The sequence below is a fragment of the Actinacidiphila sp. bgisy167 genome (assembly GCF_057707665.1).
Genome location: NZ_JBYIQP010000023.1, coordinates 17651 through 43522, shown reverse-complemented (window position 1 = coordinate 43522; position 25872 = coordinate 17651). Strand labels below are relative to the sequence as shown.

Below are 25872 nucleotides of genomic sequence, written 5' to 3'. Positions count from 1 at the left end.
GCACACGGACCGCACGCAGGGGCCTCCGCCCGGCTCGCCGCCGGGCGGAGGCACGTCGACCGTACTTTGCATCCGTCCTGGCGGATCAGCGAACACCTCGCCTTGAGCCGTCGTCCGGTGCGCCACGTGCCGGCGAGCGCCCACGCGGCAGGCCGTCCCCGCCCGGTGTGCCGCCGACGGCGTGCCAGGTCGCGAGCGTTCGCGCGACATCGGGGGTGCGGGACGGCGTCCCGCCGCGCCGACACCTCCCGCGGGACTTCTGACCGTCGAACGGCCGTTCCGGGCCGCGGCACAGGCCGAGGGGCCGTCCCCGGACATCGCCCGCGGCCGGACAGCCCCTCGGCCAAGATCGTCATGACTCCTCTAACGGACGCCCGAGCCGACGGCGCCGGCCGGATGGAGGGAGCTTGTCAGGAAGGCGCCGATGCGGGCGCGTAGTGCCGGGGCGTCCAGACCGTGCGCCGCCACGTGCTCCTGCCAGGTGCCGTAGCGGCGCAGCTCCTGGCGGGCGGTGCCCAGGGCGAGGACGCGGTGCGGCAGGTCGACCAGCGCCTCGGCGGCGAAGGGCGCCGAGGCGCCCGCCAGGTACGGCTCGACGAGCACCACATCGGCCGCGTCCGTGCCCTCGACGGCGGCCCGCAGCCCGGCCGCGTCGAAGGGGCGCACCGTGGAGGCATACAGCACCGTCACGTCCATGTCCGCGACCGCCGCCAGCGCGGCGTCCAGCAACGGGCCCACGGCGACGACCACGCCCGCGCGGCCCTCGCGCAGCACTTGGAACCGGCCCGGTGAGACCAGGTGCGCGGTACGGTTGCACTGCTCGCTGAGCCGTACGTAGACCCGGTGGTCGTCGTCGGCCGCGGCGTGCCGGAGCAGGGCCTCGGCCTCGTCGGGGTGGCCCGGCACATGCACGGTCCACCCGTCGAGGGTGTCCAGCAGGGCGACGTCACCTGGGGCCTGGTGGGTGCGGCCGCCCGCGGCGATGTCATACGAGGCGCCCGAGCTGACGAGCACCGCGCCGGTGTCCTGGTGGCCGAGGTCCAGCTTGATCTGCTCGAAGGGGCGCTCCACGAGGAAGCCGGCGAACGTGTGGACGATCGGCCGCAGCCCGGTCAGCGCCAGCCCGCCGGCCACGCTGACCAGCAACTGCTCGCGGATGCCCACGTCGATCACCCGGTCGGGGTGGTCGCGGGCCGCGTCCGCGAAGCGCTCCCCGGAGATGACCGCCAGCACGACGGCCAGCCGGGGGTCCTCGTCCAGCAGGCGGGAGGCGACGGCGGTGAAGCGGTCACGCATGGTGTCCATGAGGGGGTTCTCCTCGGCTCGTCAGGGCGGTGGTCAGAATGCGGGCTCGACGCGGGCGACGACGGCGTGCGGCCGTCCTGGGTGCGGTGCGGTGAACGCCGCGTACAGCGCCTCGTGGTCGCGGCCGTCGACGTCCGTCGCGGACCATCCCTCGCCCGCGAAGAGCGAGGCGGGGCCCCCGGGGCGCCGGTAGGTCGCCGAGGCGTTGTCGACGGCGACGACGTGCAGGCTCTCCAGGCCGACGGCTGCGGCGAAGGCGACGGCCTCATGGTTGCTGCCCTCGTCCAGTTCGGCGTCGCCGACCAGCACCCACACCCGCGCGTCGGTCAGGCCCTGCGCCCGCAGTCCCAGGGCGCTGCCCACCGCGATCGGCAGTCCGTGGCCGAGCGAACCCGAGCCGATCTCGGCGCCCGGCACGAGCACGCGGTCCGGGTGGTGACCCAGCGGCGAGCCGAAGGAGCCGAAGTCCGGCAGCCACTCGGGCGGGACGAAGCCCTTGGCGGCGAGCACCGCGTAGTAGGCCATCGGCCCGTGGCCCTTGGAGAGCAGGAAGCGGTCCCGGCCGGGGTCCTCCGCCGTCTCGGGGGAGACCCGCAACACCCGGTCGTAGAGCACCCACAGCACGTCGAGGGTGGAGGTGGCGGCGGGGCCGTGCTTCTCGTCGCCGGTCATGAGCGACAGCAGCCGCCCGAGATCTTCGTACGTGTACGCGATGTCCGTGCTGGTCGCAGTCATGGTGTCGAGGGTGCGACCTCAAGCCGACTTGAAGTCAAGCGGTACTCTCGGGCTCATGAGCGACCCCGTACCGCGCCGCGACCGTCTGGCCATCGGCGAGCTCGCCGCCCGCAGCGGCGTCGCCGCCTCGGCCCTGCGCTACTACGAGGAACTGGGCCTGATCAGCTCCGAGCGCACCGCCGGCGGGCAGCGCCGCTACGCCCGCGCCACGCTGCGCCGCGTCGCCTTCATCCGGGCGGCCCAGCGCGTCGGCCTGTCGCTGGAGGAGGCCGGTGCGGCCCTCGCCCGGCTGCCCGGGGACCGCGCCCCCAGCGCGGCCGAGTGGAGCGCCGTTGCCCGCACCTGGACCCGCCGCATCGACGAGCGGATCGCGGAGCTGGAACGACTCAAGGGCAATCTCACCGGCTGCATCGGCTGCGGCTGCCTGTCCTTGCGCAAGTGCACGCTGTACAACCCGGACGACACCGCTGCGGCGCAGGGCCCCGGCGCGCGCTACCTGATGGGCGGCGGGTCGGCTATGTCCCGTCGACCTTGAAGGGGTCGTGTTCGGCGAGCAGCTTGTCGAGTCGGGCCTGGTCGACCCGGCTGGTCATCTGGCCGGCCTCCTGCCGGTCGCGGATGACCTTGGCGAGTGTGAACGCGGAGGTCACGACGTAGAGCAGCCCCACCGCCAGGAAGGCCCGCACCCACGGGCCGACCGGCGGGTGGACGATGCCCGCGACCATCGCCCCGAGGGCGCGGTGTGGGGCGGCGGGTCGGCTATGTCCCGTCGACCTTGAAGGGGTCGTGTTCGGCGAGCAGCTTGTCGAGTCGGGCCTGGTCGACCCGGCTGGTCATCTGGCCGGCCTCCTGCCGGTCGCGGATGACCTTGGCGAGTGTGAACGCGGAGGTCACGACGTAGAGCAGCCCCACCGCCAGGAAGGCCCGCACCCACGGGCCGACCGGCAGGTAGGCGATGCCCGCGACCATCGCCCCGAGGGCGACGGCGAACGATAGGGCGGCCTGTGCGGAGTAGGCCGCGGTGGTCTGCTGCTGGATCGGATTCGCCATGTCCCGAAGCATCGCCTGTCGTCTCCGCTGCCACATGAGTACGGCTACTCATCCCGGTCCGGGGCACCCCCGGCGGAGGAGGCTCGCGCGGGGAGAAAGGGTGCGAGCGAGCACCCGGCGACGTGCGGTATTGTTCTCGTGCGCGGTCGGCCGGGTGACAAGCCCGGGACGATCCGGCACCGGGACGTGGCGCAGCTTGGTAGCGCACTTGACTGGGGGTCAAGGGGTCGCAGGTTCAAATCCTGTCGTCCCGACGGTGCTGACCGGCGGGTTTGTCCTATGAGGACAAACCCGCCGGTTGCGTTTGTGCCGTCGAGGCCCCATGAGGGGCGCGGGCGGGCCTGTCCGCGCCGACCGGCCGCCCCGGGCGCTGCCGCACCACCTCCGCCGCCCGCCGAGGGCCTGGCCCGTGCGCCGGACAAGCCCCTGTGCGCCGTGCCGTCCGACCGGAAAACGCTTGGACTCGGTGCGCGCGGACGCGGGACACTGCGAGCTTCGGACCGCCCGCTCACCGCACGCCGGCGCCGTCGAGAGCCGCGAGGGCAGCCGGCCCGACACGGCGCCGCGCCGCGGAGGGCGGCAGCGGCCGTTTCCGAGACGTTCGCGGCAGTGCGCCGCACGACCGCGCAGGGTGGACATGGGATCGCCTGAAACTCGCAGGTTCCGGTCGCCCAGGGGCCCGGTGCTCCTGGCACTTCGCCACTACGGGAGGGAGCTGGCCCGGCTGCGGTGGCTGACGCTGCCGGCGATGCTGCTGCCGGCCCTCGGCAACATCGGCATCAACTACCTCGCGCCGCTGGTCGTCGCGAAGCTCGTCGGCGGCTTCGTCGACGGCACCGCCCCCGGACTGGGTTCGACCCTGCCCTACGTCCTGGCCTTCGCGGGCGTCCTGCTGGTCGCCGAGACGCTGTGGCGGATCGGCCTGCACTGTCTCAACCGCGTCGACGCCCTCGGCATCGAGCACCTGTACGTCGTCGGCATGGACGAGCTCTTCGCCAAGGACGCGGCGTTCTTCCACGACAACTTCGCCGGGTCCCTCACCAAGCGGGTGCTGAGTTTCGCCTCGCGCTTCGAGGAGTTCGTCGACACGTTGACCTTCAACGTCCTGGGCAGCTTCGTCCCCCTGCTTTTCGGGTCGGTCGTGCTGTGGGCCTACGAACCGCTGCTGGTGGTCGGCCTCTTGGCGATGATCGCGGTGACCGCGCTGTGCGTGGCGCCTCTCATCCGCCGGCGTCAGGCGCTCGTCCGCCGGCGCGAGGAGGCGATCGCCCGGGTGTCCGGGCACGTCGCCGACAGCCTGATGAACATGGACACCGTCCGGGCGTTCGCCGCGGAGGATCGCGAGGCCGCCGAGCACCGCTCGCGTGTCGCCGAGTCGCGCAGGCTCACGCTCACGTCGTGGGACTACGGCAACCTCCGCATCGACACCCTGGTCGCGCCGCTGTCCGTGCTCACCAACGCGCTCGGCCTGCTGCTCGCCGTCACTCTCGGCGCGGGCACACACGGTGTCGAGGCGGTCGTGGTCGCCTTCACCTACTACTCCAACGCGACGCGGATCATGTTCGAGTTCAACCAGATCTACCGCCGTCTGGAGAGCTCGATGACGGAGGCCGCGCAGTTCACCGAGCTGCTGCTGGAGCCGCCCACCGTGCTCGACCCGCCTGCCCCGGAGCCGCTGCGGTCCGGGAGCGCCGACATCCGCTTCGAGCACGTGACCTTCGCCCACGGCGGCGCGGAGCCGCTCTTCGAGAAGCTCGACCTGTCCGTGCCCAGCGGCGCCAGGGTCGGGCTGGTGGGCCGGTCGGGCGGTGGCAAGACCACGCTCACTCGGCTGCTCCTGCGGATGAACGACATCGACGGCGGCCGGATCCTGATCGGCGGGCAGGACATCAGCCGACTGCGCCAGGCCGATCTGCGGAGCCTGATCTCCTACGTACCGCAGGACCCGGCGATGTTCCACCGCTCACTGCGGGACAACATCGCCTTCGCCCGCCCGGACGCCACCGAGGGCGAGATCCGCCGCGCGGCCCAGGCCGCCCACGTCACGGAGTTCGCCGACGCGCTGCCCGAAGGCTTCGACACCATGGTCGGCGAGCGCGGGATCAAGCTCTCGGGCGGACAGCGGCAGAGGGTCGCGCTCGCCCGGGCGATCCTGCGCGACGCGCCGGTCCTGCTGCTTGACGAGGCGACCAGCGCCTTGGACTCGGAGAGCGAGATCCTCGTCCAGGAGGCGCTGTGGCGGCTGATGGAGGGGCGCACGGCACTCGTGGTGGCGCACCGGCTGAGCACCGTCGCCGGCATGGACCGACTGGTGGTCCTGGACCGCGGGCGCATCGTCGAGCAGGGCACCCACCAGGAGCTGCTCGCGGTGGACGGCGCCTACGCCAAGCTGTGGCAGCACCAGTCGGGCGGCTTCCTCGACGACACAGCCGAACGGGCCGACCTGCGCTGAACCAGGCCGGGGAACCAAGCCGGGTGACCGGGCCCGCCGGTCACCCGTGCAGCACCAGCCGGTCAGGCGGCCCCGGAGGGCCGCATCGCGGTCACGAGCACGTCCGAGCGGGGCACCTCGCGCCCGTCGTCGGTGAGGAAGCCGACACGGACGGCCTGACCGGTGGAGTGCGTACGCCGGCGCACGGACGGGCCGGACGGACGCGGCCGGTGCCGGTCGCCCCACTGCTGCAGGGAGGCCATGACGATGTCGAGTTCCCGCCCCGCGTCCGTCAGGTGGTAGCTCTGCCGCTGCCGGCTGCCCGGCTCCTGGTACGTGCGGGTGCACAGCACATCGGCCTCGACGAGGAGTTTGAGCCGGGTGCTGAGGAGGTTGGGCGCGATCCCGAGTGAGGCCTGGATCTCGGCGAAGCGGTGCCGTCCGGCGAAGATCTCGCGCAGCACCAGCAGGGACCAGCGCTCACCGAGGACCTGCAGGCTTCGTTCGATGGAGCAGGCCGGCTGGTCCTCCTCGGGGCCGGACACCTGGCGTGCCATGTCCGCTCACCACCTCCTGAACGATGCGCTCACCGCTGGGCCACGTCGCTGCGTCCGCGTCGTGGCGGAAGGACAGTGTACACCTAGGTTTCCTCTTACTATCCAGCCCTCCGCCCAGGAGAGGAGCGCCCCGGCCGTTGTCGGAGGCGGTGGTTACCGTAGGCGCATGCCCGATTCCGAAGACGTCCGACGCATCGCCCTCTCGCTGCCCGAGACGGTGGAGAAGGAGGCCTGGAGCATGCCCACGTTCCGGGTCGCCGGGAAGATGTTCCTGACGCTGCCCGACGACGAGTCGTCCTTCGCGGTGCGCTGCCCCGCGCACGAGCGGGGCGAGCTGATCGCGGCCGAACCGGAGAAGTTCTGGGTGCCGCCGCACGAGGCCGGGTCGAACTGGGTGCGGGTCCGGCTCGCCACCCTCGACGACATGGACGAGCTGCGGGACATCGTCGCCGACTCCTGGCAGCAGGCCGCGCCCCCGCGGCTCGCCGAGGCGGCCGGCCCGGCCCCGGCCGCCGGCGGGTGAGGACGGGGCTCCCGACCGTGTGCGTGCCCGCGGGCCGACGACCTCGCCCTCGGCCGGAGACGACGTCCGACGGCTCCGACGGCCCCTCGGTGGTGTGACGAACCGACGGGGCCGACGGCCGACCGGCCAGGCCGCACGATGACCGGCGGGACCCTTCGCCGATCCGGAAGCCACCGTGCGACTTACGGAACCTCCGGATTCCGCGAACGCATTTGTGCGGCACTGTGGTCCCATGCGATCGCGCCCGTACGTACTGCTGTCCGCGGCCTCCTCGCTGGACGGATACCTGGACGACACGAGCACGACCCGGCTGCTGCTCTCCAACGCCGAGGACTTCGACCGCATCGACGAGGTGCGCGCGGGAGTGGACGCCATCCTCGTGGGGGCCAACACCATACGGTCGGACGACCCGAGGCTCCTGGTCTGCTCCGCCGAGCGCCGCCGGCGGCGGGTCCGCGCGGGACTGTCACCGACACCGGTCAAGGCCACGGTCACGCAGAGCGGCAAGCTGGACCCGGGCGCCCGGTTCTTCACCACGGGGGAGTGCGAGAAGGTCGTCTACACGACCTCCGGCGCGCGCGACCGCGTGAGCGGACGCCTGGGCCGCGTCTGCACCGTCGTCGGCGCCGGCGAGCCGCTGGACGTCCGGATCCTGCTCGCGGACCTCGCCCGGCGCGGCGTCGAGCGGCTCATGGTCGAGGGCGGGGGAGTCGTCCACACCATGTTCCTCAGCGCCGGAGTCGTCGACGAACTGCACCTGGTGTACGCGCCGTTCTTCGTCGGCCAGGCCGGCGCCCCGCGCATGGTGCACCCCGCGGCCTTCCCGCAGAACCCCCGGCGGCGGATGACGCTCGCCGAGACCCGGCAGATCGGCGATGTGGTGCTGCTGCGCTACCTGCCGCGGCAGGAAGCCTGACGGCGGTGGCCAGGTCGGCGGGGGTCCCGGCCGCCCGTGGACGAGGGCGCCGGCGCACGAGGCTCCTCCGCCGCGCCGCCGGCCGCGGCCGCAGTGCCGCCCTCGGCGCACCGCGGGCCCGGGCGGTGGCGCCGCAGCCAGCACACGTCGCGGCCGAACGACCACATCAGCGAGGCCAGCGCGAGCACCGTCAGGGCCGCCGAGACGCCGCCGGGCACGAGCCCCGAGCAGGCCACGAGCAGGACGACGCCCTGCAGCGCCGCCACCGTCTTGCGCGCGAGGCTCGGCGGCAGGGGCGCCCCGAGCCACGGCAGCACCCACGCCGCCGCGACGAAGGCGTAGCGCATCGCACCGATCACCAGCACCCACGGGCCCAGCGTGAGGGCGAGCCGTGCGCTGAGCACGAGGATCAGGAAGGCGTCGACCTCCATGTCGAAGCGCGCGCCCAGGGCGGAAGCCGTGCCCGTGCGCCGGGCGACCTTGCCGTCCACCGCGTCGAGCGCCAGCGCCACCGCGGTCAGCCCGGTGAGCAGCGGCGCGCCGTCCGGCACACCTCCCGCCACCATGGCTGTCACACCACCGACGAGGACGGCACGGGTCAGGGTGACCTGGTCGGCCGGGCCCAGCGAGCGCCGTCCCGCCCGCCGCAGGCCCGCGGTCAGCAGCGCGAAGGTGCCCGCCGCGCAGCCCATCCCGGCGAGCCACCCGGCGGCGTCCAGGCCCACGGCGGCCCACAGCGCCGCGAGCAGCGCCAGCTGCGCCGCCGCCGCCCCGGCCTGCCCCCGGCCGGCGGTGCCCCCGCGGAACTGCGATCCAACGGTCATCAGGGCCATGAGACGTCCCTACCTGTCGCCCGGGCGGCACAGCCGCGTACGGTACGGGCCCGGCCCACCCGGACGGCGGGTACCAATCGCCCGGCATGGAGTACGGAGGAAAGCGGTGGAGCGTTCGGCGCGTGCGTTCTGGCTTCGCGAACCGGGTGAGGGCGAGATCCGGGAGGTCGCCCTGGCGCAGCCCGGCCCGGAGGAGGTGCTGGTGCGCACCCTGTACTCCGGGGTGAGCCGCGGCACCGAGACCCTGGTCTTCCGCGGCGGGGTGCCCGTGAGTCAGCGCCGGGCGATGCGGGCGCCGTTCCAGGAAGGCGAGTTCCCGGGGCCGGTGAAGTACGGCTACCTCAACGTGGGGGTGGTCGAGCAGGGGCCGCCCGCGCTGTTCGGCCGCACCGTGTTCTGCCTCTACCCGCACCAGACCCGCTACGTCGTCCCGGCCACCGCCGTGACGCCCGTGCCCGGCGACGTCCCGGCGGGCCGCGCGGTGCTGGCCGGCACCGTGGAGACCGCGGTCAACGCGGTCTGGGACGCGGCGCCGCAGATCGGGGACCGGATCGCCGTGGTCGGCGCCGGCATGGTCGGCTCCAGCGTCGCCGCCGTCCTCGCGGGCGTGCCCGGCGCGCGCGTGCAGCTCGTGGACGTCGACCCCTCCCGTGCCGCCGTCGCGGAGGCGCTCGGCGTCGGCTTCGCCCACCCCGACACGGCGGAGGGCGGCTGCGACCTGGTCGTCCACGCCAGCGCCACCGAGGCGGGGCTCGCCCGCTGCCTGGAACTGCTGGAACCGGAGGGCACCGTCGTCGAGCTCAGCTGGTACGGCGACCGGCGGGTCGGCCTGCCGCTGGGCGAGGCCTTCCACTCCCGCCGCCTGGTCGTGCGCAGCAGCCAGGTCGGCACCGTCTCACCCTCGCGGCGCACCCGGCGCACCTACGCGGACCGGATGGCACTGGCCCTGCGCCTGCTCGCCGACCCGCTCTACGACGCCCTCGTCACAGACGAGAGCGACTTCGAGGAACTGCCCGCGCTGATGCGGCGGATCGCGGGCGGTGAACGCTCCGGGCTCTGCCACCGTATTGCCTACCGAACCGGTTAGTCCTTCGGCGAAGGGTGTCCCCGCGTGTTCAGTCTCACCGTCCGCGACCACGTCATGATCGCCCACAGCTTCCGAGGCGAGGTCTTCGGTCCCGCCCAGCGGTTGCACGGCGCCACCTTCCTGGTGGACGCCACCTTCCGCCGCCCGGAACTCGACGCCGACAACATCGTCGTGGACATCGGCCTGGCGACCCAGGAGCTGAAGGCGGTCCTGGCCGCGCTCAACTACCGCAACCTCGACGACGATCCGGACTTCACCGGGATCAACACCTCCACCGAGTTCCTCGCCAAGGTCATCGCCGACCGCCTGGCCGACCGCGTGGCCGCGGGCAGGCTCGGGGCGGGCGCACACGGCCTGACCGGCATCAGCGTCACCCTGCACGAGTCGCACGTCGCCTGGGCGAGCTACGAGCGTTCCCTGTGAGCGGCCCCGCACGCCCGGCCGCCCCCGCTCCGGCGGGGGCCGCCCCCGCGTACGCCGTTCTCCCGGGCGACGTCGACGACGCCACCACGCCCAGCGGCGGCAACGTCTACGACCGCCGCCTGAGCCAGAGCCTGGCCGCGGCGGGCCGGCCGCTGCGGGAACTGGCCGTGCGCGGTGCGTGGCCGTATCCGGACAGCGCGTCACGGCAGGCACTGGCAAGGGCGCTCGCGGCGGTGCCGGACGGCGCCGCCGTCCTCCTCGACGGGCTCGTGGCCTGCGGCGTCCCCGAGGTCGTCGTCCCGCACACGCACCGGCTGCGCACCGCCGTCCTGGTGCACCTGCCGCTCGCCGACGAGACCGGCCTCGACCCCGCGGCGGCCCGCGCACTCGACGCCCTGGAACGCCGGACCCTGCGTGCCGCGGCCGCCGTCGTCACCACCAGTCCCTGGGCGGCCCGGCGCATCGCCGAACGGCACGCGCTGCCGGCGGGCCGGGTGCACACCGTCGTGCCCTGCACCGACCCCGCGCCGCTCGCCTCCGGCACCGACGGCGGGACGCGGCTGCTGTGCGTCGCCTCGCTGACCCCGCGCAAGGGGCACGACGTCCTGGCCGAGGCCCTGGCCGCGGTCGCCGACCGGCCCTGGACCTGCCGCTGCGTGGGCCCGTACGGCCGGAGCGGCGAACACCTCGCCCGGGTGCGCGAACTGATCGGCCGGTACGGCCTCGGCGACCGCGTGCACCTCACCGGCCCGCTCACCGGCGAGTCCCTCGCGGCGGAGTACGCCGCCGCCGACCTGCTCGTCCTGCCCTCCCGCGCCGAGACGTACGGCATGGTCGTCACCGAGGCCCTGATGCGGGGCACCCCGGTCCTGGCCACCACCGCCGGGGGAGTGCCCGACGCTCTGGGCCTGGCGCCGGACGGCACACCACCCGGGGTCCTCGTCCCGCCGGGGGACGCCGCCGCGCTCGCCGCGGCGCTGCGCCGCTGGCTGGACGACGCCGGGGCGCGCGGCCGGTTGCGGGCGGCGGCACGCCTGCGGCGTGCGACGCTGCGCGGCTGGGAGCATGCCGCTCGGGAGATGGCCACGGTGCTGGAACTGCTGCGGGAGGGAACCCGATGACCCCGTCCGAGACCGCCGCCTTCCCTCCGCACTGGCTCGCCCTGCGCGAGGGCGCCGACGCCGCGGCGCGTGCCGCGGACCTCCTCGGGCCGCTGCGCGAGCACCTCGCGGGCACGTCCCGCGGCAGCGGCCCGCTCGTCCTGCGCGACCTCGGCTGCGGCACCGGCTCCATGGGCCGCTGGCTCAGCGGACGGCTGCCCGGACCGCAGCACTGGATCCTCCACGACCACGACCCCGCTCTGCTCGCCCTGGCGGCGGCGAGCCTCACCGGCCGCACGGCGGGAGGAAGTCCCGTCACGGCCGAGACGCACGAGGGCGACCTCACGAGGCTCACGGCGGACGACCTGGCCGGGACGTCGCTCGTCACCGCCTCCGCGCTGCTGGACCTGCTCACCGCCGACGAGGTCGACGCGCTCGCCGCGACCTGCACCGCCGCCGGGGTCCCCGTGCTCTTCGGCCTCAGCGTGGTCGGCGAGGTGGAACTCGGGCCGCCCGACCCGCTTGACGCGGCCATCGCCGCCGCCTTCAACGCGCACCAGCGGCGAAGCGCCGGCGGCCGGGCACTGCTCGGTCCCGACGCCCTCGCCGCCGCCACCCGGGCGTTCACCCGGTACGGCGCCGCCGTCACGACCCGGCCCAGCCCCTGGCGGCTCGGCGCGGACCGGTCCGCACTCACCGCGCAGTGGCTGCGCGGCTGGGTCGGCGCCGCAGTCGAGCAGGAGCCCGGCCTGGCCGGCGCCGCGGAGCCCTACCTGCGCCGCCGGCTCGCGGACTGCGCGGCCGGACGGCTGACCGCCGTCGTCCGCCACGGCGACCTGCTCGCCCTGCCCGCAGGGGAGGGCCGGTGAAGCGGCGGCTGTGGGCCTGGCTGCGGCTGCTGACCGGCGCGGGCATCCTCGCCGCGCTCGTGTGGCGGCTCGGCGCCGGCGCGTTCGTCGACGGCCTGCGGGTCGTGGACGGCCCCGCCGTGCTCGCGGCCCTCGCCATCGGCCTGTTCACCACCGTGTGCAGCGCCTGGCGCTGGTGCCTGGTCGCCCGCCGACTGGGCCTGCGGCTCCGCCTGTCCAGGGCCGTGGCCGACTACTACCGTGCGCTGCTGCTCAACGCGGTGCTCCCGGCGGGTGTGCTCGGCGACGTCGAGCGGGCCGTCCGGCACGGCCGGCACTCCGGCGACGTCGGCCGCGGCGTACGGGCCGTGGTCCTGGAGCGGGCCGGCGGCCAGGTCGTCGTCATGGCCGTCGGCGGCGTGGTCCTGCTGACCCACACCTCCCTGCTCGAGGCCGTCGCCGGGGACCTCATGCCGGGCTGGGACGCCGCGAAGGCCGCGGCCGCCGCGCTCGCGGTGCTGGCGGTCCTCGGCGGGTGGCTGCTGTGGCGGCGCGGCGCCCAGGGGCGGCGGGCGCTGACCGCCGGGCTCGCCGACGTCCGCTGCGCGCTGCTCGACCGCGGCACCTGGCCCGGCGTCCTCACGCTGTCCGCGGCGGGACTCGCCGGCCACGTCGCCCTGTTCGTCGTCGCGGCCCGCGTCGCGGGCTCGTCGGCGCCGGTCGACGCGCTCGTACCGCCGCTGGTCCTGGCTCTGCTGGTGATGGGACTCCCCGTCAACATCGGTGGCTGGGGCCCTCGGGAGGCGGCGGCGACGCTGGCGTTCGGCGCCGCGGGCCTGGGCGCCGAACAGGGCCTGCGGACCGCCGTCGTGTACGGCGTGCTCATCCTCGTCTCGAGCCTCCCCGGCATCGCCGTGCCGGCCCTTCCGGCCCTGCGCGCCCTGGCCTCCCGCTGTCAGCCGGCGGCGGAGGGCGCCGTCCCGCTGCCCAGATCGCGGACGAACCGGAGCCAGGGCCTGCCGTCCAGTTCGACCGTCCCGACGGAGACGAACCCGGGACGGGTCAGCACGGCGCGCGAGTCGGCGTTGTCGAGCGTGGCCGCCGCCCACAGCGCGGTCAGCCCGTACTCCCCGGCGGCTCGGGCGCACACCTCGTGAACCCCGTGGGTGGCGAGGCCCCGTCCGGCCGCGCTCTCGGCGATCCGGTAGCCCAGTTCGGCCGCCCCGTCCGCCACGTCGACCAGGTTGACCCGGCCCAGGATCCCGCCGTCGCCGTCGCCGTCGCCGTCGCCGTCGCCTTACGGCGTCAACCAGGACGTGAAAGTGGCAGAGCCCGGCCTCCTGCTCGGCGAGCAGCGCCCGGTGCCGCTCGTCGAAGTGCGCGAAGTAGGCGTCGCCCCGGTCGGGTATCGACGCGGCGAAGTACGCCCGGTTCTCCTCTTCGAACTTCAGGAGCGCGGGGGCGTGGTCGGGGCGGAGGCGTTCGAGTCGGGGCATGCCTCGATGGCAGGCCGCGGAGGCTGCCCGTATGACGGGTCCCTCGCATGTCGGCGCGCCGATGGCACGGCTGATGCGCCACCACGGCCTCGGCCTCGGCGGCGTCGAGTGCGGTCCCGTGGCGCCCGAAACGGCCGCGCCGCGGCGGCCGGCGCTGACGCTGGGCCGGCGTCCCGGGGGCTTCTGCCACTGCGGGACGCGGTCCCACCGATCCGGGGTCTGCGCGGACGTCCCCGCCGCAAGCCCCGGCGTATGTACGCCGACCGGGGCTACGACTTCGACAAGTACCGCCGCATGCTGTGGAAGCGCGGCATCAAGCCCATGATCGCCCGACGCGGTGTCGTCCACGGCTCAGGACTGGGCAAGGTGCGCTGGGTGGTCGAGCGCGCCTTCGCCTGGCTGCACCAGTTCAAACGGCTCCGCACCCGCTACGAACAACGCGTCGACCTCCACCACGTGCTGCTCGAACTGGCCTGCCCCTCACATGCTCCGCCGCCTGCTGAACCTCATTCTGAAACGATCAGTAAAGGGCCTGTGCCTCACGGCGTCCACGAGCGGTGCGGTGGGGCACGGACGCGAGGAGCTGACCCCGGAAACCGCTCGGCGGGTTCGCGGCCGTGCTCGGCATCCCCGTCGTGGACCTGGCCGTCCTGACCGGTGCCGAGCCGCCGTCCGATGTCCCGCCGCCCGACGGGGCGGCCGCCCACGCTGCAGCGCTGCCCGCCGAGCTGTACCCCTGACGGACGACCAGGCCCGGCAGGTCGAGGAGACCGCTCGGTCCCTGCTGAGCAAGTGAACCGGACCGGTCGCTCCTCACGAGGCGGGCGAGGCCGCGGCCTTGCCGGTGCGGGCGTGGCGGCCCCGGCCGGGCCTCTCGACGCCCAGCGCGTCCTTGTCGGAGACGAAGAGGGCGGCGACCGCGGAGACGAGGGCCAGGCCCGTGCAGAGCACGAAACCGGCGTAGTAGGCGCTCAGGTTGGCCGTGGTGGCGCCCGCCGTCACGGTCGTCGTGCCGACCGCCGTGAGGAGCGTGGCGATGAGGGCCGTCCCGAAGGCACCTCCCAGTTGCCGCTGCATGTTGAACACGGTCGCGGCCCGGCCGGTCGAGGGGCCGGGGATGGTGGCGAAGGCGGCGTTCTGCGCCGACATCATGACGTGCCCGATGCAGTAGCCGAGGACGAAGAGCACCCCGCGCAGCACCCAGGGCGACGTGGCCGTGGTGAACCCGGTCATCACCGCCACGCAGACGCCCATCCCGGCCGAACCGCCCACCATGAGCCAGCGCGGCCCGATCCGCCGGTACAGGCGCGGGGCGATCTGCGCGGCGGCCATCACGCCCACCGCCTCCGGCCAGGTCGCCAGGCCGCTCTCGAAGGCGTCAAAACCCAGCGCCTCCTGAAGGAACATCGGGTAGAGCCACACCGTGCCGAGGAAGACGGCGCTGAGCGGGAACATCACGATGGTGTTGGCCCGGAACAGCCGGTCCCTGAAGAGCTCCAGGTCGAGCATGGGCATGCGGATCCGCCGTTCCACCAGCACCATGGCGCCCAGCGCCGCGACGCCCAGGAGCAGCGGCACGAGGATGCCCGTCGTGCCCCAGCCGTCGCCGGCGCCGTTGGCCAGCGCGTACAGCGTCAGCGAGAGGCCGCCACCGGCCAGCAGGAAGCCGAGGAGGTCGAAGCGCCCGGGGCGGTCCAGCCGGTAGTCCGGCAGGAAGAGGAGGCCGAAGACGACGGCCGCCGCCCCCACGGGCAGGTTGACCAGGAAGACCCAGTGCCAGGACACGGCGTCGCACAGCCAGCCGCCCAGCACCGGGCCGACGGCCGGGGCGATCGCGGTCGGCACCATCAGCGCGCGCTGCGCCTTGATCCGCTCGGCGGGCGGGTAGGCCCGGAAGAGCATCGTCTGGCCGACCGGGACGAGCAGGCCGCCGCCGGCGCCCTGCAGGATCCGGTACAGGGTGAGCTGTTCCAGGCTGGTCGACATGGCGCACAGCGCCGACGCGCCGGTGAAGGCGACCAGCGCGGCCAGGAACACCCGGCGGGTGCCGTACCGGTCGGAGAGCCATCCGGCGACGGGGATGAACACGGCCAGGCTGACCAGATAGCCGATGTTGACGCCGCCCAGCCCCGAGGCGGGCACGCCGAAGTCCTCACCGATGGCCGGCACGGCGACGTTGACGATGGTGGTGTCCATGATCGCCATGAACAGCGCGGCGACGAACACCACGGCGACCGCGGTGGTCGGCGGAATCCTGCGTGCCAAGAGGAAGCTCCTCACTCGGGGCGCCTCCTGCGCGGCGGACCGCTCCGGACGACACCGGTCACGGCTTCCAGATAAGCCCGGCCCCCGGCGCGGCGCACGCCGGAGTCACCCGGGTGCGTGTACCCGCCGGTTACCGGTGGCTCATCGGCCGGTCCAGCGGGGCGGGCGCCGCTCGCGGAACGCGGTGATGCCTTCGCGCGCGTCCGCGGAGGCCAGCACGGTGCGGGTCGCCTCCTCGGTGGCCCGCCAGCCCAGTTCGTCGGATCCCGACAGCCAGGCGTCCATCGCCGTCAGGCTCGCCTGGACGGCGACCGGGGCGTTCTCGCAGATCCGCGCCGCGAGCGCGAGGGCGCCCTCGAGCGCCTCGCCCTCGGGGGTGACGCGGTTGACCAGGCCGGCGGCGTGCGCTCGCGCGGCGTCGACACAGTCGCCGGTCAGCACCATCTCCCTGGCCAGGTTGACGGGCGGGGCGCGCGGGCCGCGGAACAGTCCCGCGCAGGTGGGGACGAGGCCGAGGCGCACCTCCGGCAGCCCGAAGCGGGCGGTCGACGCGGCCACCACCAGGTCGCAGGCGAGGACCAGTTCCATCCCGCCGCCCAGCGCGGCGCCCTCCACGGCGGCCAGCAGCGGCTTGCGCCGGTGACGGCGGATCAGCCCGTACTCGCCGCCGCGCTCGGTGACGTAGTCGCCGATGGCGCCCAGGTCGCTGCCCGCGCTGAAGACGCCGCCGGAGCCGGTGAGGACACCGGCCCATAGCTCCGGATCGTCCTCCAGGGTGTTGAACGCCGTGTCGAGCGCCCCGGCCAGCTGCCGGTCCACGGCGTTGCGCTTGTGCGCGCGGCACATCCGGATGAGCAGCACCCGGCCGTGCCGCTCCGTGCGCACCGGCGGCTCCCCGGACAGCTCGGGCCGGGCCATGGCGGGCACCCTCCGGTCGGTGGTCGTCCCGTGCGGTCGCGGGGACCAGCCGACGATACCGCCACGCCCCACGCCGGCGGGTCCGGCCGGTGGACCGGGCGGCCGCCGCACGGCACGATGTGCCAGGGACCGTACGAGGAGGGCGCCGTGGAGGCCGAGCAGGACGACGTCACCGACGAGCTGCCGCGCTGGGTTCAGCTGGCGGAGGTCGACAACATCCGTGATCTGGGCGGTCTGCCCGTGCGGGGCGGGGGCACGACCCGGCGCGGCGTCGTCTTCCGGGCCAGTACCCTCCAGGAGGCCACGGCGCAGGACGTCGAAGTACTCCTCGGCCGCTACGGGTTGCGTACCGTTCTCGACCTGCGCGCCCCCGACGAGGCCGCCTGCGAGGGGCACGGCCTGCTGGCGGACACCGCTGTGCGCCGGATGAACCTGCCGGTCAGCAGGGTGCAGGCGCTGGTGACCGACGCGGTCCCCGCGATGACCGAGGACGACGGCGACACGACCGGCTTCTACCTCGGACTGCTCGACGGCAGCGGCGATTCGCTGGTCGCGGCGGCCCGCGTCGTCGCCGACACCGACCACCACGCCGTCGTCTTCCACTGCGCCGCGGGCAAGGACCGCACCGGCGTGCTCGCGGCCCTGCTGCTCGACGCGGTGGGGGTCTCCGCAACGGCCATCGCCGCGGACTACGCGCTCACCGCGCAGCGCGTCGTCCGCCTCCGGGCCCGCCTGACCCGCTTCCCCTCCTATCGCGACCTCCCCGCGGTGGAGCATGCCTACATGGCCTCCGAGCCGGGCGTCATGCGCCGCTTCCTCAGCACCCTTCACACCGCCCACGGCGGCGCGGGCCGCTGGTTGCGCGACCGCGGCCTGACGGCGGCCGAACTCGCCCGTCTGAAAGAAGTCCTGGTCGCCCCGGCCCAGACCCGCCTCGGACCGACCCGCCCCGAACCGACCTGCTCCTGACTGACCGCCCCCTGACCGGCCGGCGCCCCTGACCGGCCGGCGCCCCCCGGCCGGCGTCGCTCACAGGCCGAGCGCCTCGGCCTCCTTCGCCGGGTCGAGGCCGACGGCCGGCCGGTCGGGGCGCAGGGGTGCCGCGCCGTTCAGGGAACGCATCCACTCCCACGTGTCGGCGACGGTCTCGGCGGCGGGCCGGCAGCGCAGGCCCGTGGCCAGGGCGCGGGAGACGTCGCCGGTGTGCAGCGTGTCGTGGAGCTCGCCCGGCGGGAGCCACACCGGAAGCTCGGTCCAGGGTTCGATTCCCGCGGACAGCACCGCCTCGGGTGCGGTCCAGCGCAGTTCGGCGTCCGAGCCGGTCACCGCGACGCAGGCGTCGAGGAGTTCGCCGGTGGTGGTGTGCCCGGGCGGGCTGACGAGGTTGTAGGGGCCGCCCAGGCCGGACCGCGCGGCGTCCAGGACCCAGGCGGCCAGGTCGCGGGCGTCGATGTACTGCAGGGGCAGGTCGCGCGGGCCGGGGGCGAGGACGGGGCCGCCGCGGGCGATGCGGGTGAGCCACCAGGGCAGGCGGCCGATGTTCTCGTAGGGCCCCAGGATGAGGCCCGCGCGCACCAGGAGGGCGTGCTCGCCGAAGGACTCGGCGGCCGCGAGTTCGCCGCCGCGCTTGGCACGGGCGTAGTCGACGTCGGCTCCGTCGCCGGGGGAGGCGTCCACGACGGGACCGTCCTCGTCGAGTCCGGCCGCCGCGGGATAGGTGTACACGGAGCGGCTGGAGATGTAGGCGTACGTCCGGGCACGGCCGGCCAGCAGACGGGCCGTCTCCCGCACGGCGGCGGGTGCGCCCGACCAGGTGTCCACGACGGCGTCCCACTCGCCGTCCGCGAGGGCGGCGAGACCGCCCTCGGCACCGCGCTCCCCGAGCAGGGCGGTGGCGCCGGGCGGAGCCTGGTGCTTGCCGCGGTGGAACACCGTCACCTCCCAGCCCCGTTCGAGTGCGGCCTCGACGACGGCGCGTCCCACGAAATCCGTACCACCCAGCGTCAGCAGTCTCATACCGGCCACTGTGCCCGCTCGCGCGGCCCGGCATGGGCGATCACGCTCTGGGCGCAACGGGATATGCGTCCGGGGCCGCCCGGGCGCCGCAGACCATGGTGCGGTCGGCGAGCGGTGCGGGCGGCCCCGGACGCGTGGGCGCCCTGGGGACCGTCAGTCCTCGACGGGGCGGTCGGGGCGGACGGCGATGTGGTCGGGTTCGAGCTCCAGCATGACGCGGTTGCGGATCTCGAGAGCCTGGGTGAAGTCGCGCGGCAGCTGGAGGCGGCCGGAGCGGTCCACGGTGGCGTACTCGCTGGCGTGCACGGTGGTGCGGCCCTCATCGTCGGTGCTGGTGCGGCGGACGACCTCGGAGGCGGTGCGGCCGTCGCGGATGGCGACGGTGCGGTCGACCGCCTCGGCCACGGCCTGGTCGTGCGTGACGACGACGATCGTGGTGCCGAGTTCCCTGTTGGCGGTGCGGAACGCGCCGAAGACCTGCTCGGAGGCGGCCGAGTCCAGCTGCCCGGTGGGCTCGTCGGCCAGCACCAGGGACGGGTGGTTGGCCAGGGCGACGGCGATGGCGGTGCGCTGCTGTTCGCCGCCGGACATCTGCTGGGGGCGGCGGTCGGCGCAGTAGGCGACGCCCATCATGTCCAGCAGTTCGGTGGCGCGGTCGACGCGTGCCTTGCGGCCCTTGACCCGGCCGGACAGACGCATGGGCAGGAGGACGTTCTGCAGGGCCGTCAGGTAGGGCAGCAGGTTGCGCGAGGTCTGCTGCCACACAAAGCCGACGACCTCGCGTTGGTAGCGCAGGCGCGAGCGGGCGTCCATGGCGAGCAGGTCGAAGCCGGCCACGGAGGCCGCCCCCGCGGTGGGGGTGTCCAGCCCGGCCAGGACGTTCAGCAGGGTGGACTTCCCGCTGCCCGACGCCCCGACCAGGGCCATCAGTTCGCCTTGCTGCACCAGCAGGTCCAGTCCCTGCAGGGCCTGCACCTCCACGCCCTGCGCGGTGAAGATCCGCACCAGCCGGTCGCAGACGATCAGGGCGTCGTGCCCGTACGCGGGCTGCTCCCGGCTCTCGTTGACCCGTCGTTCCAGCTCCGCCAGCGTGACGCGGTCGCGCTCGGCGCCCACGGTTGTGTCCTGACTCATGATCGTTCCCCTATCCGGAGTTCGGTGGCTTCTCCCCGTCGTCCCGTCAGCCAGGCCTGAACGGCCAGCACCACACAGGCCAGCAGCACCAAAAAGGCCGCCGGCAGCAGTAGCGAGGCCGTGTCGATACGCAGCACCGCGCCCGATATGTCCGCGTTCGTCGCGCGGGAGTTGAACGCCAGGGCGGTCAGGTCGACGGAGGGACGCAGCAGGGACACCGTGGCCAGACTGACCAGGATGCCACCGATCGCGCCCAGCAGAACCTGCGGCAGCATGTCCAGGACCGCAAGCCACTGCCGTCCAGGGCCTGTCATCCCCATGGTCCGCAAGCGCGCCAGCAGCGCCTTGCGCTGTGGCGCGTGATGCAGCAGCGACAGGAGAAGGGCGAGCACGCTGTAGCCGGCGGCGCCCGCCACCGCTGCCAGGTAGACGTCGCGCGCACCGGACTGCAGGGCCGAGCCGCCGAACCGGGCCCGCTCCTGCGCCCGCAGTGCCACAGTGAGCCCCGCGTCCTTCTGCCGCGCGAGGGCGCTGAGGCCTCGCCCGTCCAGCGTCGGTCCGGTCGCGAACAGTGTCGTCGGGTCCAGGAGAGCGGCGGGCTTGTCCGCGTGGGCCCGCGCCATGGCGGGCGCCGAGACGATGACGAACTCGCCGCCGGAGACGGCCGGTGTCTCGTCCTGGACAGCGACCGCGCGAACCTTTGTCGCACCCGCGTACGCGAGCACCGTCGCGTCGGCTCTGCGGAACTCCGTTGCCAGTCGGGGCGAGACGACAGCGGGCAGAACCCCGTCGTCGCCACCGGCGAGCGCCCTCGCCGGGAAGGGCGCGCCGAGCCCCGTGGCAGAGACAAGCTCGCCATATGCCACGGGATCGACGATGACCAGAGAGTACGACGTGCCGGCCGGGACCGTCGACAGCCCCGTCTCGACGCGTACCGAGGTGATGTGGCGCACGCCCCTCACCTTCCGCACGCGTTCCGCGAGGCCGGCCGGGAGGACGTTGACCGAGTCGATGCGTGCGTCGGCACCGACCGCCCGCATGGCGGCGTGGTCCCGTCCGGCCTCCACACCGGCGAGCACCGAGCCGCCGAACGACGTCACCGCGAGCGCCACCAGCAGCGCCAGCAGCGGCAGCGCCGCCGAGGAGGACGTCCGGCCCGCTCGCGCCAGCCCCAAGTGCAGCACCGGACCCCGCAGCCGGGCCGCCGGCCGGGCCAGCATCCGCAGCGGCAGCGGATACAGACGCAGCAGGACCAGCGCGGCGAGCACCGCCACCAGAACCGGCGCCGCTGCCGTGAACGGGTCCGCTTCTCCGGCCGCTGTGCCCCGGCGTCGCAGCGCCACCACAGTGGCGATCACGATTACAGCTATGGTCAGTTCGGCCACCGTACGGCGGCGTGAGGGGCGTGCCTCGGCGAGGTCCTCCCGCTCGGGAAGGCCGAAGCGTCCGGACAGCGCCATCGTCCTTACGGGCGAGGCGAGTGTGGCGACCATTGTTACTACCGCGCCTGCCGCGATCGCCATACCGGAGCGGCCGGCGGGCACCAGCACCAGGGCGAGCGCCGTCCCGGCGACCGCGCAGGGCAGCACGATCAGCGCGTTCTCCCCGAGCAGACGCAGGGCCAGCGCGGCGCGCCCGCCGCCCCGCACCCGCAGCAGCTGGACCTCGGTGCGGCGGCGCGCCGCCATCAGGCCGCCTGCCATCAGCAGGACCACGCCCGCCACGGACCCGACTCCCAATGTGGCCACCAGGACCAGGGGGGACGCCGCAGCCCGCTCGCGGTCGAACGGCGCCAGTAGCGAGGCCAGGCCGTCCGGCGCGACGGTGAAGCCCGGTGTCCCCGTGACGTCGCGCAGCCGTTGCGCGTCGGGACCGCCGGTCAAGGAGGTCAGGCGGTCGAGCAGGGCCGGAACGTCGTGGGCGGCGAGCTCGGTGACGTCGACCGGCTGGTGCCAGTACAGCAGGGCACCGCCGGTCAGCTCGAGGACCTTCGCCGAGGCGTCCGTCGAGATGAGCGCGCTGAAGTGCCAGTAGTGCTCGGGGTCGCTGCGCGACGACCCGGGGACGGTGACGAGCGTCGGGGAGCGCAGGTCCGGCTCGGCGTTCCAGAAGGCCGCGCCGGCGTCACGGGGGGCGACGATCCCGGTCACCCGCACGGTGAGCAGGCCGCCGTTGGTCGTCGGGAGCTGGATGGTGGATCCCGTACGCACACCGAGTCTCTTCGCGGTGTCCGCCGTCAGCACGGCCTCCACGTCTCCGGCACGCTTCGCCGTGCCCGGCAGACGCCCGGAGACGAGCCGCGCGGCTTCGTGGAGGCGGGGCTGGGCCACCAGCGTCATGCGCGGGTCGTACTTCCGGCTGGGACGAGGCAGTTCCGGGGCGGAGGCGCGCGCGGGGTCGGCGTTGCGGACCCCGTGTACCCCCTGTGAGGCGTCCAGCGTCAGCGGCGGCCGCACGGCGTGGACGAACGCGTTCTCCGTGGCGGCCAGGTCGCGCTCCGGGAACGGGTTCTCGTCGACCCCGGGGGGAACCTGCACCTCAACGGTGGCGTTGACGCTTCGGTCGGGCAGGGACGCCTGGCGGAGCATGTCGTGCAGCGCGGCGTCCTCGTAGGCGTCGACGGTGCGCGGCAGCGCGGCAGCCAGGAACGCGGTGACCAGCACCAGCGCGGCCAGCGCGAGCGCCCCGCCGGGCGCGGCCCGCAGGCGGGCCCATGTCCATGATTCCTGACGGCGCACTCGGGATGCGGTCACGTCACTCACCTCCCTGCCGGCGCAGAGCCCGCGCCGGATCTTCCGCTCGTACCGCCGTCAGGACCACTGCGAGCAATGGCAGCACGGCCACTGCGGCGATCAGCGGCAGGAGCGGTCCGGCCGGCAACTCCACCCGTACGGCCGGGACCGGCGTCTGCGCCCCGGAGGTCAGCACGATCAACGGAACGATCAGCCGGGTCAGGAACCCGCCGAGCACCACGCCGACCGCCACCGCGACCGCGACCACGATTCCCTGCTCCGCCGCGATCACCCGGGCCAGCGATCGCTGCCTGACGCCCAGTGCCCGCAGCACCGCGAACTCCGTGGAGCGCTCGCGGACCGCGCCGACCGAGGCCACCGCGAAACCGACGGCCGCCAGCACCGTGGCGGCCACCACCGTGGCCGGCAGCGCTGACAGCGGACCCGCGCCCAGCGGGTCGCGGCCCAACTCCGCCCGCGCCTCCTCGCGCACCAGCACGGAGGTGACGTCCCCGCGGTCGCGGAGCGTCTTCGCCACTTGCCCGGCGGCGCCCGGCTCCGTCGCGAGCCACCACTCGGACGGCTCCAGCGGCGTTGCGTTCTGGGAGGACAGCGCCTGGTCGATACTTGCCAGGTCCATGAGAAGCGCACCTCCGCCGTTGCCCGCGGACCCGTCCCCGGTAGTGGGGAGCGCGCGGACCGCGCCGGTGATCTTGACCCTCAGCTGCACGCCTGCCACCTCCAGCGGCATCTCGGCGCCGACTTCGGCGTCGACGGCCCGGAGGAAGGCGTCCGTGGCGACCGCGGGGAGTGCTTGCGGTGGTGGCGGACCGGCGCGCAGCGTGACGGATGCCTCGGCCCCGCCGCCACGAGACTCATAGGGCGCCTCGCCGGTCCGGTAGTCGACGGCCAGCGGGGTGCGCGCGTCGGAGCGCGGCGGCTCGGCAGAGGAGGGGACGTAGCCGTTCTCCGGGTTCGTCGGGAAGTCGGGGTCCTGCATCGCCGCGTTCTCGGTCCATGTCGCACCGGTGGGAGCGGGAACCGCTTCCACCTTCCCGGCGGCAGTCACTCCGGCCACGAGGGTGACAGTGAGCCGGTGGTTTTCGTTGCGTGGCGGAACCAGATAGCGGGCCCGGAAGGAGGTGACCCACAGTGGGCCGGCCGGCGTCGCGCCGGCGGCCCTTCCTGCCTCGGTGCTCAGGTCCGCCTCCAGCGTGCGGAGCCGCCCGTCGGCGCGAACGAGCCCCAGGGCGATGGTGTAGGGGACGCCGTAGCGGTCGACGACGGTCGCGTACAGCTCGTCGGTCACCTCGCTCCAGTGCCCCTGGCCGCCGGGGCGGGACGCCTGGACGCGGGCGGTCACGCGAAGCCGGGACGTGTCGGCGGGCAGGGCGAAGCCGTCCTTCCCCTCCTCGGCCTCGTCCGTGCGCAGTGGCTTCGTGAGCTCCGTCAGGGAAGTGGTGGACAAGTCGTCGCGCAACCTCATCACGCGGGCCGCAGTCGGCGCGTCCATGGTCAGCAGGGTCGCGTTCCGGTCCTGAGGCAAGGAGACGGTGGAGCGCCCGGCCGGGGTGACGGCCTTGATGCCCGGCAGGCGGTCGTAGACGCCGCCCTGCCCGAATGGCGGCGTCGACGAGCCGTCCACGCGGATGTCCGCGCCGACGGCGAAGTCGGCTTGATCTCGCTGGGATAGCGACCAGCTGCTGTTCTCGGCGATCGCGAACATGCTGAGCGAGACGGCGAAGACCAGCAGCAGCGCCGACCCGGCGCCGCGTCCCGGGCGCCTCGACAACTGCCAGCCCACCAGGGAGGCGTACAGCCCGGAGCTCCTGGCCGCCCGCCGCTCGCCCAGCCGCGCGGCCAGGGGCAGCAGACGCAGTGCCATGACGGCTCCCGCCAGCAGGCAGAGTGCGGGCGCTGCCACCAGCACCGGGTCGAGCCCCAGCTTCCCCGACGTGTCGGCGCTCAGCACTCCCGTCCCGGCTTCGCGGCCGGAGAGCTGCCAGTACGCCAGAGCAGCCAGAACCACCAGGGAGAGGTCCGCGCCCGCCTGCAGGGCGGCCGGCAGCGCACGTCGCCTCGTTGCGGCCGCCTGCTCCCGGGCATACGGGCCCGAACGCCGCAACGACGGCGCCAGCACGACGAGCGCGCAGGCCAGCGCTGTCAGCACGGCCACCCAGGCGGCTGTGGTGAAGGAGGGCTGGAGACGCACCTCGGCCCGGGGCAGCGCGCCATGCCCGGCCAGCAGCCGCACCAACCAGCCCGCCAGGAGCGGTCCCGCCACCGCGGCGGGCACCACCAGGAGCAGCGCCTCGGCGGCGGAGAGGGCGGTGGTCAGGGCGCGCGAACCGCCGCGGACCCGCAACTGCGCAATCTCGCCCGCCCGTTCTCCTGCCAGCAGCGACGCGACGAGCAGCAGGGACAGCGTGGCGAGCAACACCAGCTGCAGCGTGCTGATCAGCAGGGTCGACCGGCTGACCAGGAGCCCTCCCTTCACGTCGGCGAGCAGGCCTGGCAACTCACTGCTGGCGGAGACAGCACCGGAGTCCATGGCGCTCAGCTGCTTCACCGTCCGACGGACGTCCTGACCGACCTGGTCGATGCGGGCGGTGGTCATGGCCCCGAAGTCGGCTCGGGCCATCCACGCCATCTCGGCCGGCGGAACGACGCCCGTGGTGAAGGCCTTCGGGTCTACCAGCAGCGGACCGTAGGTCGTGAAGGACAGCGTCCGCACGCCGCGCCCTGCCAGCGGGTCGAGCCGCCAGTACAGGGCGTTCGGGTCGGTGGGCCGGTACGTACCCGTCAGCCGGACCCGTAGCGGCGGTCCGCCGAGCCGGTCGGCCAGTGTGATCTGGTCCCCTGGCCGCAAGCCGAGGGAACGGGCGGCGGTCGCCGGCAGCGCCACCGGCACGGGGTTTGCGTGGCGCGGGGCGTCCGGGAAGGCGCCTTCCACCAGCGTCACCCGTGAACGCTCGAGGCTGGCGAGCAGAGTGAGGTCCGGGTCGCCCGACCGCGGGGCCCCTGCCGGGCGCAGATGTGTCGGCAAGCCGTACGAAGCCGAGCGGGTGCTCGACCAGACGCGCACCGGCAGGCCGTCGTAGCCCTGCGCGACGGCCGCCCGCACGCGGGAGTCCACCTGCTGGATGTCCTTGCCCGACACGTCCGACGTGACGTCGATCAGGGTCCTGCCGGCCGATGGTCCCTGCAGCGCCCGCCGGAGTCCGGCGTCCCCCACCGCGCCGCTGAACGCCGCCAATGAGGCCACCGCACAGGTGGTCAGAAGGATCGACAGCAGTGCGGCAGCGAGTAGCAGCCGGTGCGCGCGCAGGCGCAGCAAGACGAAGCCCGGCACCATGCCCCCCGTTCTCGACGCCCGTAACGATGTGTTGCGAGTGTTGGGCTACCTCACCGCGGAGTGATGAGGTGTGAAAAAGAACTGAAGCCTACGCCCGGCGCCGTGCGGCATTCGCGCGGATGTCCCATTGTCACCCGAAGGCGGGGTG

Annotated in this window: 21 protein-coding genes, 1 tRNA gene and 3 pseudogenes; 12 read left to right on the top strand and 13 right to left on the bottom strand. The window is 74.1% G+C overall.

Going from position 1 to position 25872, the window contains the following annotated elements:
• Window positions 1–363: 363 nt before the first annotated feature.
• Together AC3ET4_RS12025 and AC3ET4_RS12020 are read right to left on the bottom strand one after the other, a co-directional pair.
• On the bottom strand, window positions 364–1305 hold the full coding sequence (locus tag AC3ET4_RS12025; RefSeq protein ID WP_431948691.1) for a transketolase family protein: 942 nt from the start codon (window positions 1303–1305) through the stop codon (window positions 364–366).
• Between the two features lie 33 nt (window positions 1306–1338).
• Window positions 1339–2040 (bottom strand): transketolase, encoded by a 702-nt coding sequence (locus tag AC3ET4_RS12020; protein WP_431948690.1) that lies wholly within the window; start codon window positions 2038–2040, stop codon window positions 1339–1341.
• A gap of 55 nt (window positions 2041–2095) precedes the next feature.
• Between AC3ET4_RS12020 and soxR the strand changes: the two genes are divergently transcribed.
• Window positions 2096–2575, top strand: coding sequence for a redox-sensitive transcriptional activator SoxR (gene soxR / locus AC3ET4_RS12015; RefSeq protein ID WP_431948689.1), 480 nt, complete (start codon window positions 2096–2098; stop codon window positions 2573–2575).
• Here soxR and AC3ET4_RS12010 read toward each other — a convergent pair.
• A pseudogene (locus tag AC3ET4_RS12010) lies at window positions 2556–2777 on the bottom strand (YiaA/YiaB family inner membrane protein); the annotation flags it as partial. The gene soxR and the pseudogene AC3ET4_RS12010 overlap by 20 nt on opposite strands.
• Window positions 2778–2799: 22 nt before the next feature.
• Window positions 2800–3090, bottom strand: a complete 291-nt coding sequence (locus AC3ET4_RS12005) for a YiaA/YiaB family inner membrane protein (protein WP_431948688.1) — start codon at window positions 3088–3090, stop codon at window positions 2800–2802.
• A gap of 180 nt (window positions 3091–3270) precedes the next feature.
• Here AC3ET4_RS12005 and AC3ET4_RS12000 point away from each other — a divergent pair.
• Together AC3ET4_RS12000 and AC3ET4_RS11995 are read left to right on the top strand one after the other, a co-directional pair.
• Window positions 3271–3344 (top strand) — tRNA-Pro (locus AC3ET4_RS12000).
• A gap of 428 nt (window positions 3345–3772) precedes the next feature.
• Window positions 3773–5542: an ABC transporter ATP-binding protein gene (locus AC3ET4_RS11995; RefSeq protein ID WP_431948687.1), complete on the top strand. Its 1770-nt coding sequence runs from the start codon at window positions 3773–3775 to the stop codon at window positions 5540–5542.
• A gap of 62 nt (window positions 5543–5604) precedes the next feature.
• On the opposite strand, the gene AC3ET4_RS11990 is transcribed toward AC3ET4_RS11995, so the two are convergent.
• A complete protein-coding gene (locus tag AC3ET4_RS11990; RefSeq protein ID WP_431948686.1) occupies window positions 5605–6078 on the bottom strand; it encodes a winged helix-turn-helix transcriptional regulator in 474 nt (157 codons plus the stop codon).
• A gap of 166 nt (window positions 6079–6244) precedes the next feature.
• Between AC3ET4_RS11990 and AC3ET4_RS11985 the strand changes: the two genes are divergently transcribed.
• Both AC3ET4_RS11985 and AC3ET4_RS11980 read left to right on the top strand, forming a co-directional pair.
• Complete coding sequence (locus AC3ET4_RS11985) at window positions 6245–6601, top strand: MmcQ/YjbR family DNA-binding protein (protein WP_431948685.1); 357 nt, start codon at window positions 6245–6247, stop codon at window positions 6599–6601.
• 232 nt (window positions 6602–6833) lie between these two features.
• Window positions 6834–7517, top strand: a complete 684-nt coding sequence (locus AC3ET4_RS11980; protein ID WP_431948684.1) for a RibD family protein — start codon at window positions 6834–6836, stop codon at window positions 7515–7517.
• Here the strand turns inward: AC3ET4_RS11980 and AC3ET4_RS11975 are convergent.
• The gene (locus tag AC3ET4_RS11975; protein WP_431948683.1) at window positions 7493–8341 is read right to left on the bottom strand and encodes a CDP-alcohol phosphatidyltransferase family protein; all 849 of its coding nucleotides are present in this window, start codon (window positions 8339–8341) and stop codon (window positions 7493–7495) included. The two genes, AC3ET4_RS11980 and AC3ET4_RS11975, sit on opposite strands and share 25 nt — an antisense overlap.
• A 115-nt stretch (window positions 8342–8456) precedes the next feature.
• Here AC3ET4_RS11975 and AC3ET4_RS11970 point away from each other — a divergent pair, with 115 nt between their 5' ends.
• From AC3ET4_RS11970 to AC3ET4_RS11950, 5 genes are read left to right on the top strand one after another with little or no spacing between them, the layout of a single operon-like run.
• Complete coding sequence (locus AC3ET4_RS11970; protein ID WP_431948682.1) at window positions 8457–9437, top strand: zinc-dependent alcohol dehydrogenase; 981 nt, start codon at window positions 8457–8459, stop codon at window positions 9435–9437.
• A gap of 24 nt (window positions 9438–9461) precedes the next feature.
• The gene (locus tag AC3ET4_RS11965) at window positions 9462–9860 is read left to right on the top strand and encodes a 6-pyruvoyl trahydropterin synthase family protein (RefSeq protein ID WP_431948681.1); all 399 of its coding nucleotides are present in this window, start codon (window positions 9462–9464) and stop codon (window positions 9858–9860) included.
• The gene (locus AC3ET4_RS11960) at window positions 9857–10981 is read left to right on the top strand and encodes a glycosyltransferase family 4 protein (protein WP_431948680.1); all 1125 of its coding nucleotides are present in this window, start codon (window positions 9857–9859) and stop codon (window positions 10979–10981) included. Before AC3ET4_RS11965 ends, AC3ET4_RS11960 begins: the two co-directional genes overlap by 4 nt.
• Window positions 10978–11829, top strand: coding sequence for an SAM-dependent methyltransferase (locus tag AC3ET4_RS11955; RefSeq protein ID WP_431948679.1), 852 nt, complete (start codon window positions 10978–10980; stop codon window positions 11827–11829). The genes AC3ET4_RS11960 and AC3ET4_RS11955 overlap by 4 nt, the downstream gene beginning before the upstream one ends.
• Window positions 11826–12965 (top strand): lysylphosphatidylglycerol synthase transmembrane domain-containing protein, encoded by a 1140-nt coding sequence (locus AC3ET4_RS11950; protein WP_431948678.1) that lies wholly within the window; start codon window positions 11826–11828, stop codon window positions 12963–12965. The genes AC3ET4_RS11955 and AC3ET4_RS11950 overlap by 4 nt, the downstream gene beginning before the upstream one ends.
• Here AC3ET4_RS11950 and AC3ET4_RS11945 read toward each other — a convergent pair.
• A pseudogene (locus AC3ET4_RS11945) lies at window positions 12914–13042 on the bottom strand (GNAT family N-acetyltransferase); the annotation flags it as partial. The gene AC3ET4_RS11950 and the pseudogene AC3ET4_RS11945 overlap by 52 nt on opposite strands.
• A gap of 442 nt (window positions 13043–13484) precedes the next feature.
• Between AC3ET4_RS11945 and AC3ET4_RS11940 the strand changes: the two are divergent.
• Window positions 13485–13778, top strand: a pseudogene (locus tag AC3ET4_RS11940) (transposase); the annotation flags it as partial.
• A gap of 339 nt (window positions 13779–14117) precedes the next feature.
• Here AC3ET4_RS11940 and AC3ET4_RS11935 read toward each other — a convergent pair.
• Both AC3ET4_RS11935 and AC3ET4_RS11930 read right to left on the bottom strand, forming a co-directional pair.
• The gene (locus AC3ET4_RS11935; protein WP_431948677.1) at window positions 14118–15569 is read right to left on the bottom strand and encodes an MDR family MFS transporter; all 1452 of its coding nucleotides are present in this window, start codon (window positions 15567–15569) and stop codon (window positions 14118–14120) included.
• A gap of 141 nt (window positions 15570–15710) precedes the next feature.
• Window positions 15711–16487, bottom strand: coding sequence for an enoyl-CoA hydratase-related protein (locus tag AC3ET4_RS11930; RefSeq protein WP_431948676.1), 777 nt, complete (start codon window positions 16485–16487; stop codon window positions 15711–15713).
• A 147-nt stretch (window positions 16488–16634) separates the two neighbouring features.
• Between AC3ET4_RS11930 and AC3ET4_RS11925 the strand changes: the two genes are divergently transcribed.
• Window positions 16635–17456 carry a tyrosine-protein phosphatase gene (locus tag AC3ET4_RS11925; RefSeq protein WP_431948675.1) on the top strand — a complete coding sequence of 274 codons (822 nt, stop codon included), beginning with the start codon at window positions 16635–16637 and terminating at the stop codon, window positions 17454–17456.
• Window positions 17457–17516: 60 nt separating this feature from the next.
• Here AC3ET4_RS11925 and AC3ET4_RS11920 read toward each other — a convergent pair whose 3' ends face one another.
• The 4 genes from AC3ET4_RS11920 to AC3ET4_RS11905 all read right to left on the bottom strand — a co-directional run bounded on the left by AC3ET4_RS11920 (window position 17517) and on the right by AC3ET4_RS11905 (window position 25724).
• A complete protein-coding gene (locus tag AC3ET4_RS11920; RefSeq protein ID WP_431948674.1) occupies window positions 17517–18503 on the bottom strand; it encodes an NAD-dependent epimerase/dehydratase family protein in 987 nt (328 codons plus the stop codon).
• 153 nt (window positions 18504–18656) lie between these two features.
• Window positions 18657–19637: an ATP-binding cassette domain-containing protein gene (locus AC3ET4_RS11915; RefSeq protein WP_431948673.1), complete on the bottom strand. Its 981-nt coding sequence runs from the start codon at window positions 19635–19637 to the stop codon at window positions 18657–18659.
• Complete coding sequence (locus AC3ET4_RS11910; protein WP_431948672.1) at window positions 19634–22390, bottom strand: ABC transporter permease; 2757 nt, start codon at window positions 22388–22390, stop codon at window positions 19634–19636. Before AC3ET4_RS11910 ends, AC3ET4_RS11915 begins: the two co-directional genes overlap by 4 nt.
• 1 nt (window position 22391) lies before the next feature.
• Window positions 22392–25724, bottom strand: coding sequence for an FtsX-like permease family protein (locus tag AC3ET4_RS11905; protein WP_431948671.1), 3333 nt, complete (start codon window positions 25722–25724; stop codon window positions 22392–22394).
• Window positions 25725–25872: the final 148 nt, after the last annotated feature.

Excerpts from the sequence above, each read along its gene's own strand:
- AC3ET4_RS12025 (WP_431948691.1), bottom strand. The coding sequence starts at position 1,305 with ATGGACACCATGCGTGACCGCTTCACCGCCGTCGCCTCCCGCCTGCTG.
- AC3ET4_RS12020 (WP_431948690.1), bottom strand. The coding sequence starts at position 2,040 with ATGACTGCGACCAGCACGGACATCGCGTACACGTACGAAGATCTCGGG.
- soxR (WP_431948689.1), top strand. The coding sequence starts at position 2,096 with ATGAGCGACCCCGTACCGCGCCGCGACCGTCTGGCCATCGGCGAGCTC.
- AC3ET4_RS12005 (WP_431948688.1), bottom strand. The coding sequence starts at position 3,090 with ATGGCGAATCCGATCCAGCAGCAGACCACCGCGGCCTACTCCGCACAG.
- AC3ET4_RS11990 (WP_431948686.1), bottom strand. The coding sequence starts at position 6,078 with ATGGCACGCCAGGTGTCCGGCCCCGAGGAGGACCAGCCGGCCTGCTCC.
- AC3ET4_RS11985 (WP_431948685.1), top strand. The coding sequence starts at position 6,245 with ATGCCCGATTCCGAAGACGTCCGACGCATCGCCCTCTCGCTGCCCGAG.
- AC3ET4_RS11980 (WP_431948684.1), top strand. The coding sequence starts at position 6,834 with ATGCGATCGCGCCCGTACGTACTGCTGTCCGCGGCCTCCTCGCTGGAC.
- AC3ET4_RS11975 (WP_431948683.1), bottom strand. The coding sequence starts at position 8,341 with ATGACCGTTGGATCGCAGTTCCGCGGGGGCACCGCCGGCCGGGGGCAG.
- AC3ET4_RS11955 (WP_431948679.1), top strand. The coding sequence starts at position 10,978 with ATGACCCCGTCCGAGACCGCCGCCTTCCCTCCGCACTGGCTCGCCCTG.
- AC3ET4_RS11930 (WP_431948676.1), bottom strand. The coding sequence starts at position 16,487 with ATGGCCCGGCCCGAGCTGTCCGGGGAGCCGCCGGTGCGCACGGAGCGG.
- AC3ET4_RS11920 (WP_431948674.1), bottom strand. The coding sequence starts at position 18,503 with ATGAGACTGCTGACGCTGGGTGGTACGGATTTCGTGGGACGCGCCGTC.
- AC3ET4_RS11915 (WP_431948673.1), bottom strand. The coding sequence starts at position 19,637 with ATGAGTCAGGACACAACCGTGGGCGCCGAGCGCGACCGCGTCACGCTG.
- AC3ET4_RS11905 (WP_431948671.1), bottom strand. The coding sequence starts at position 25,724 with ATGGTGCCGGGCTTCGTCTTGCTGCGCCTGCGCGCGCACCGGCTGCTA.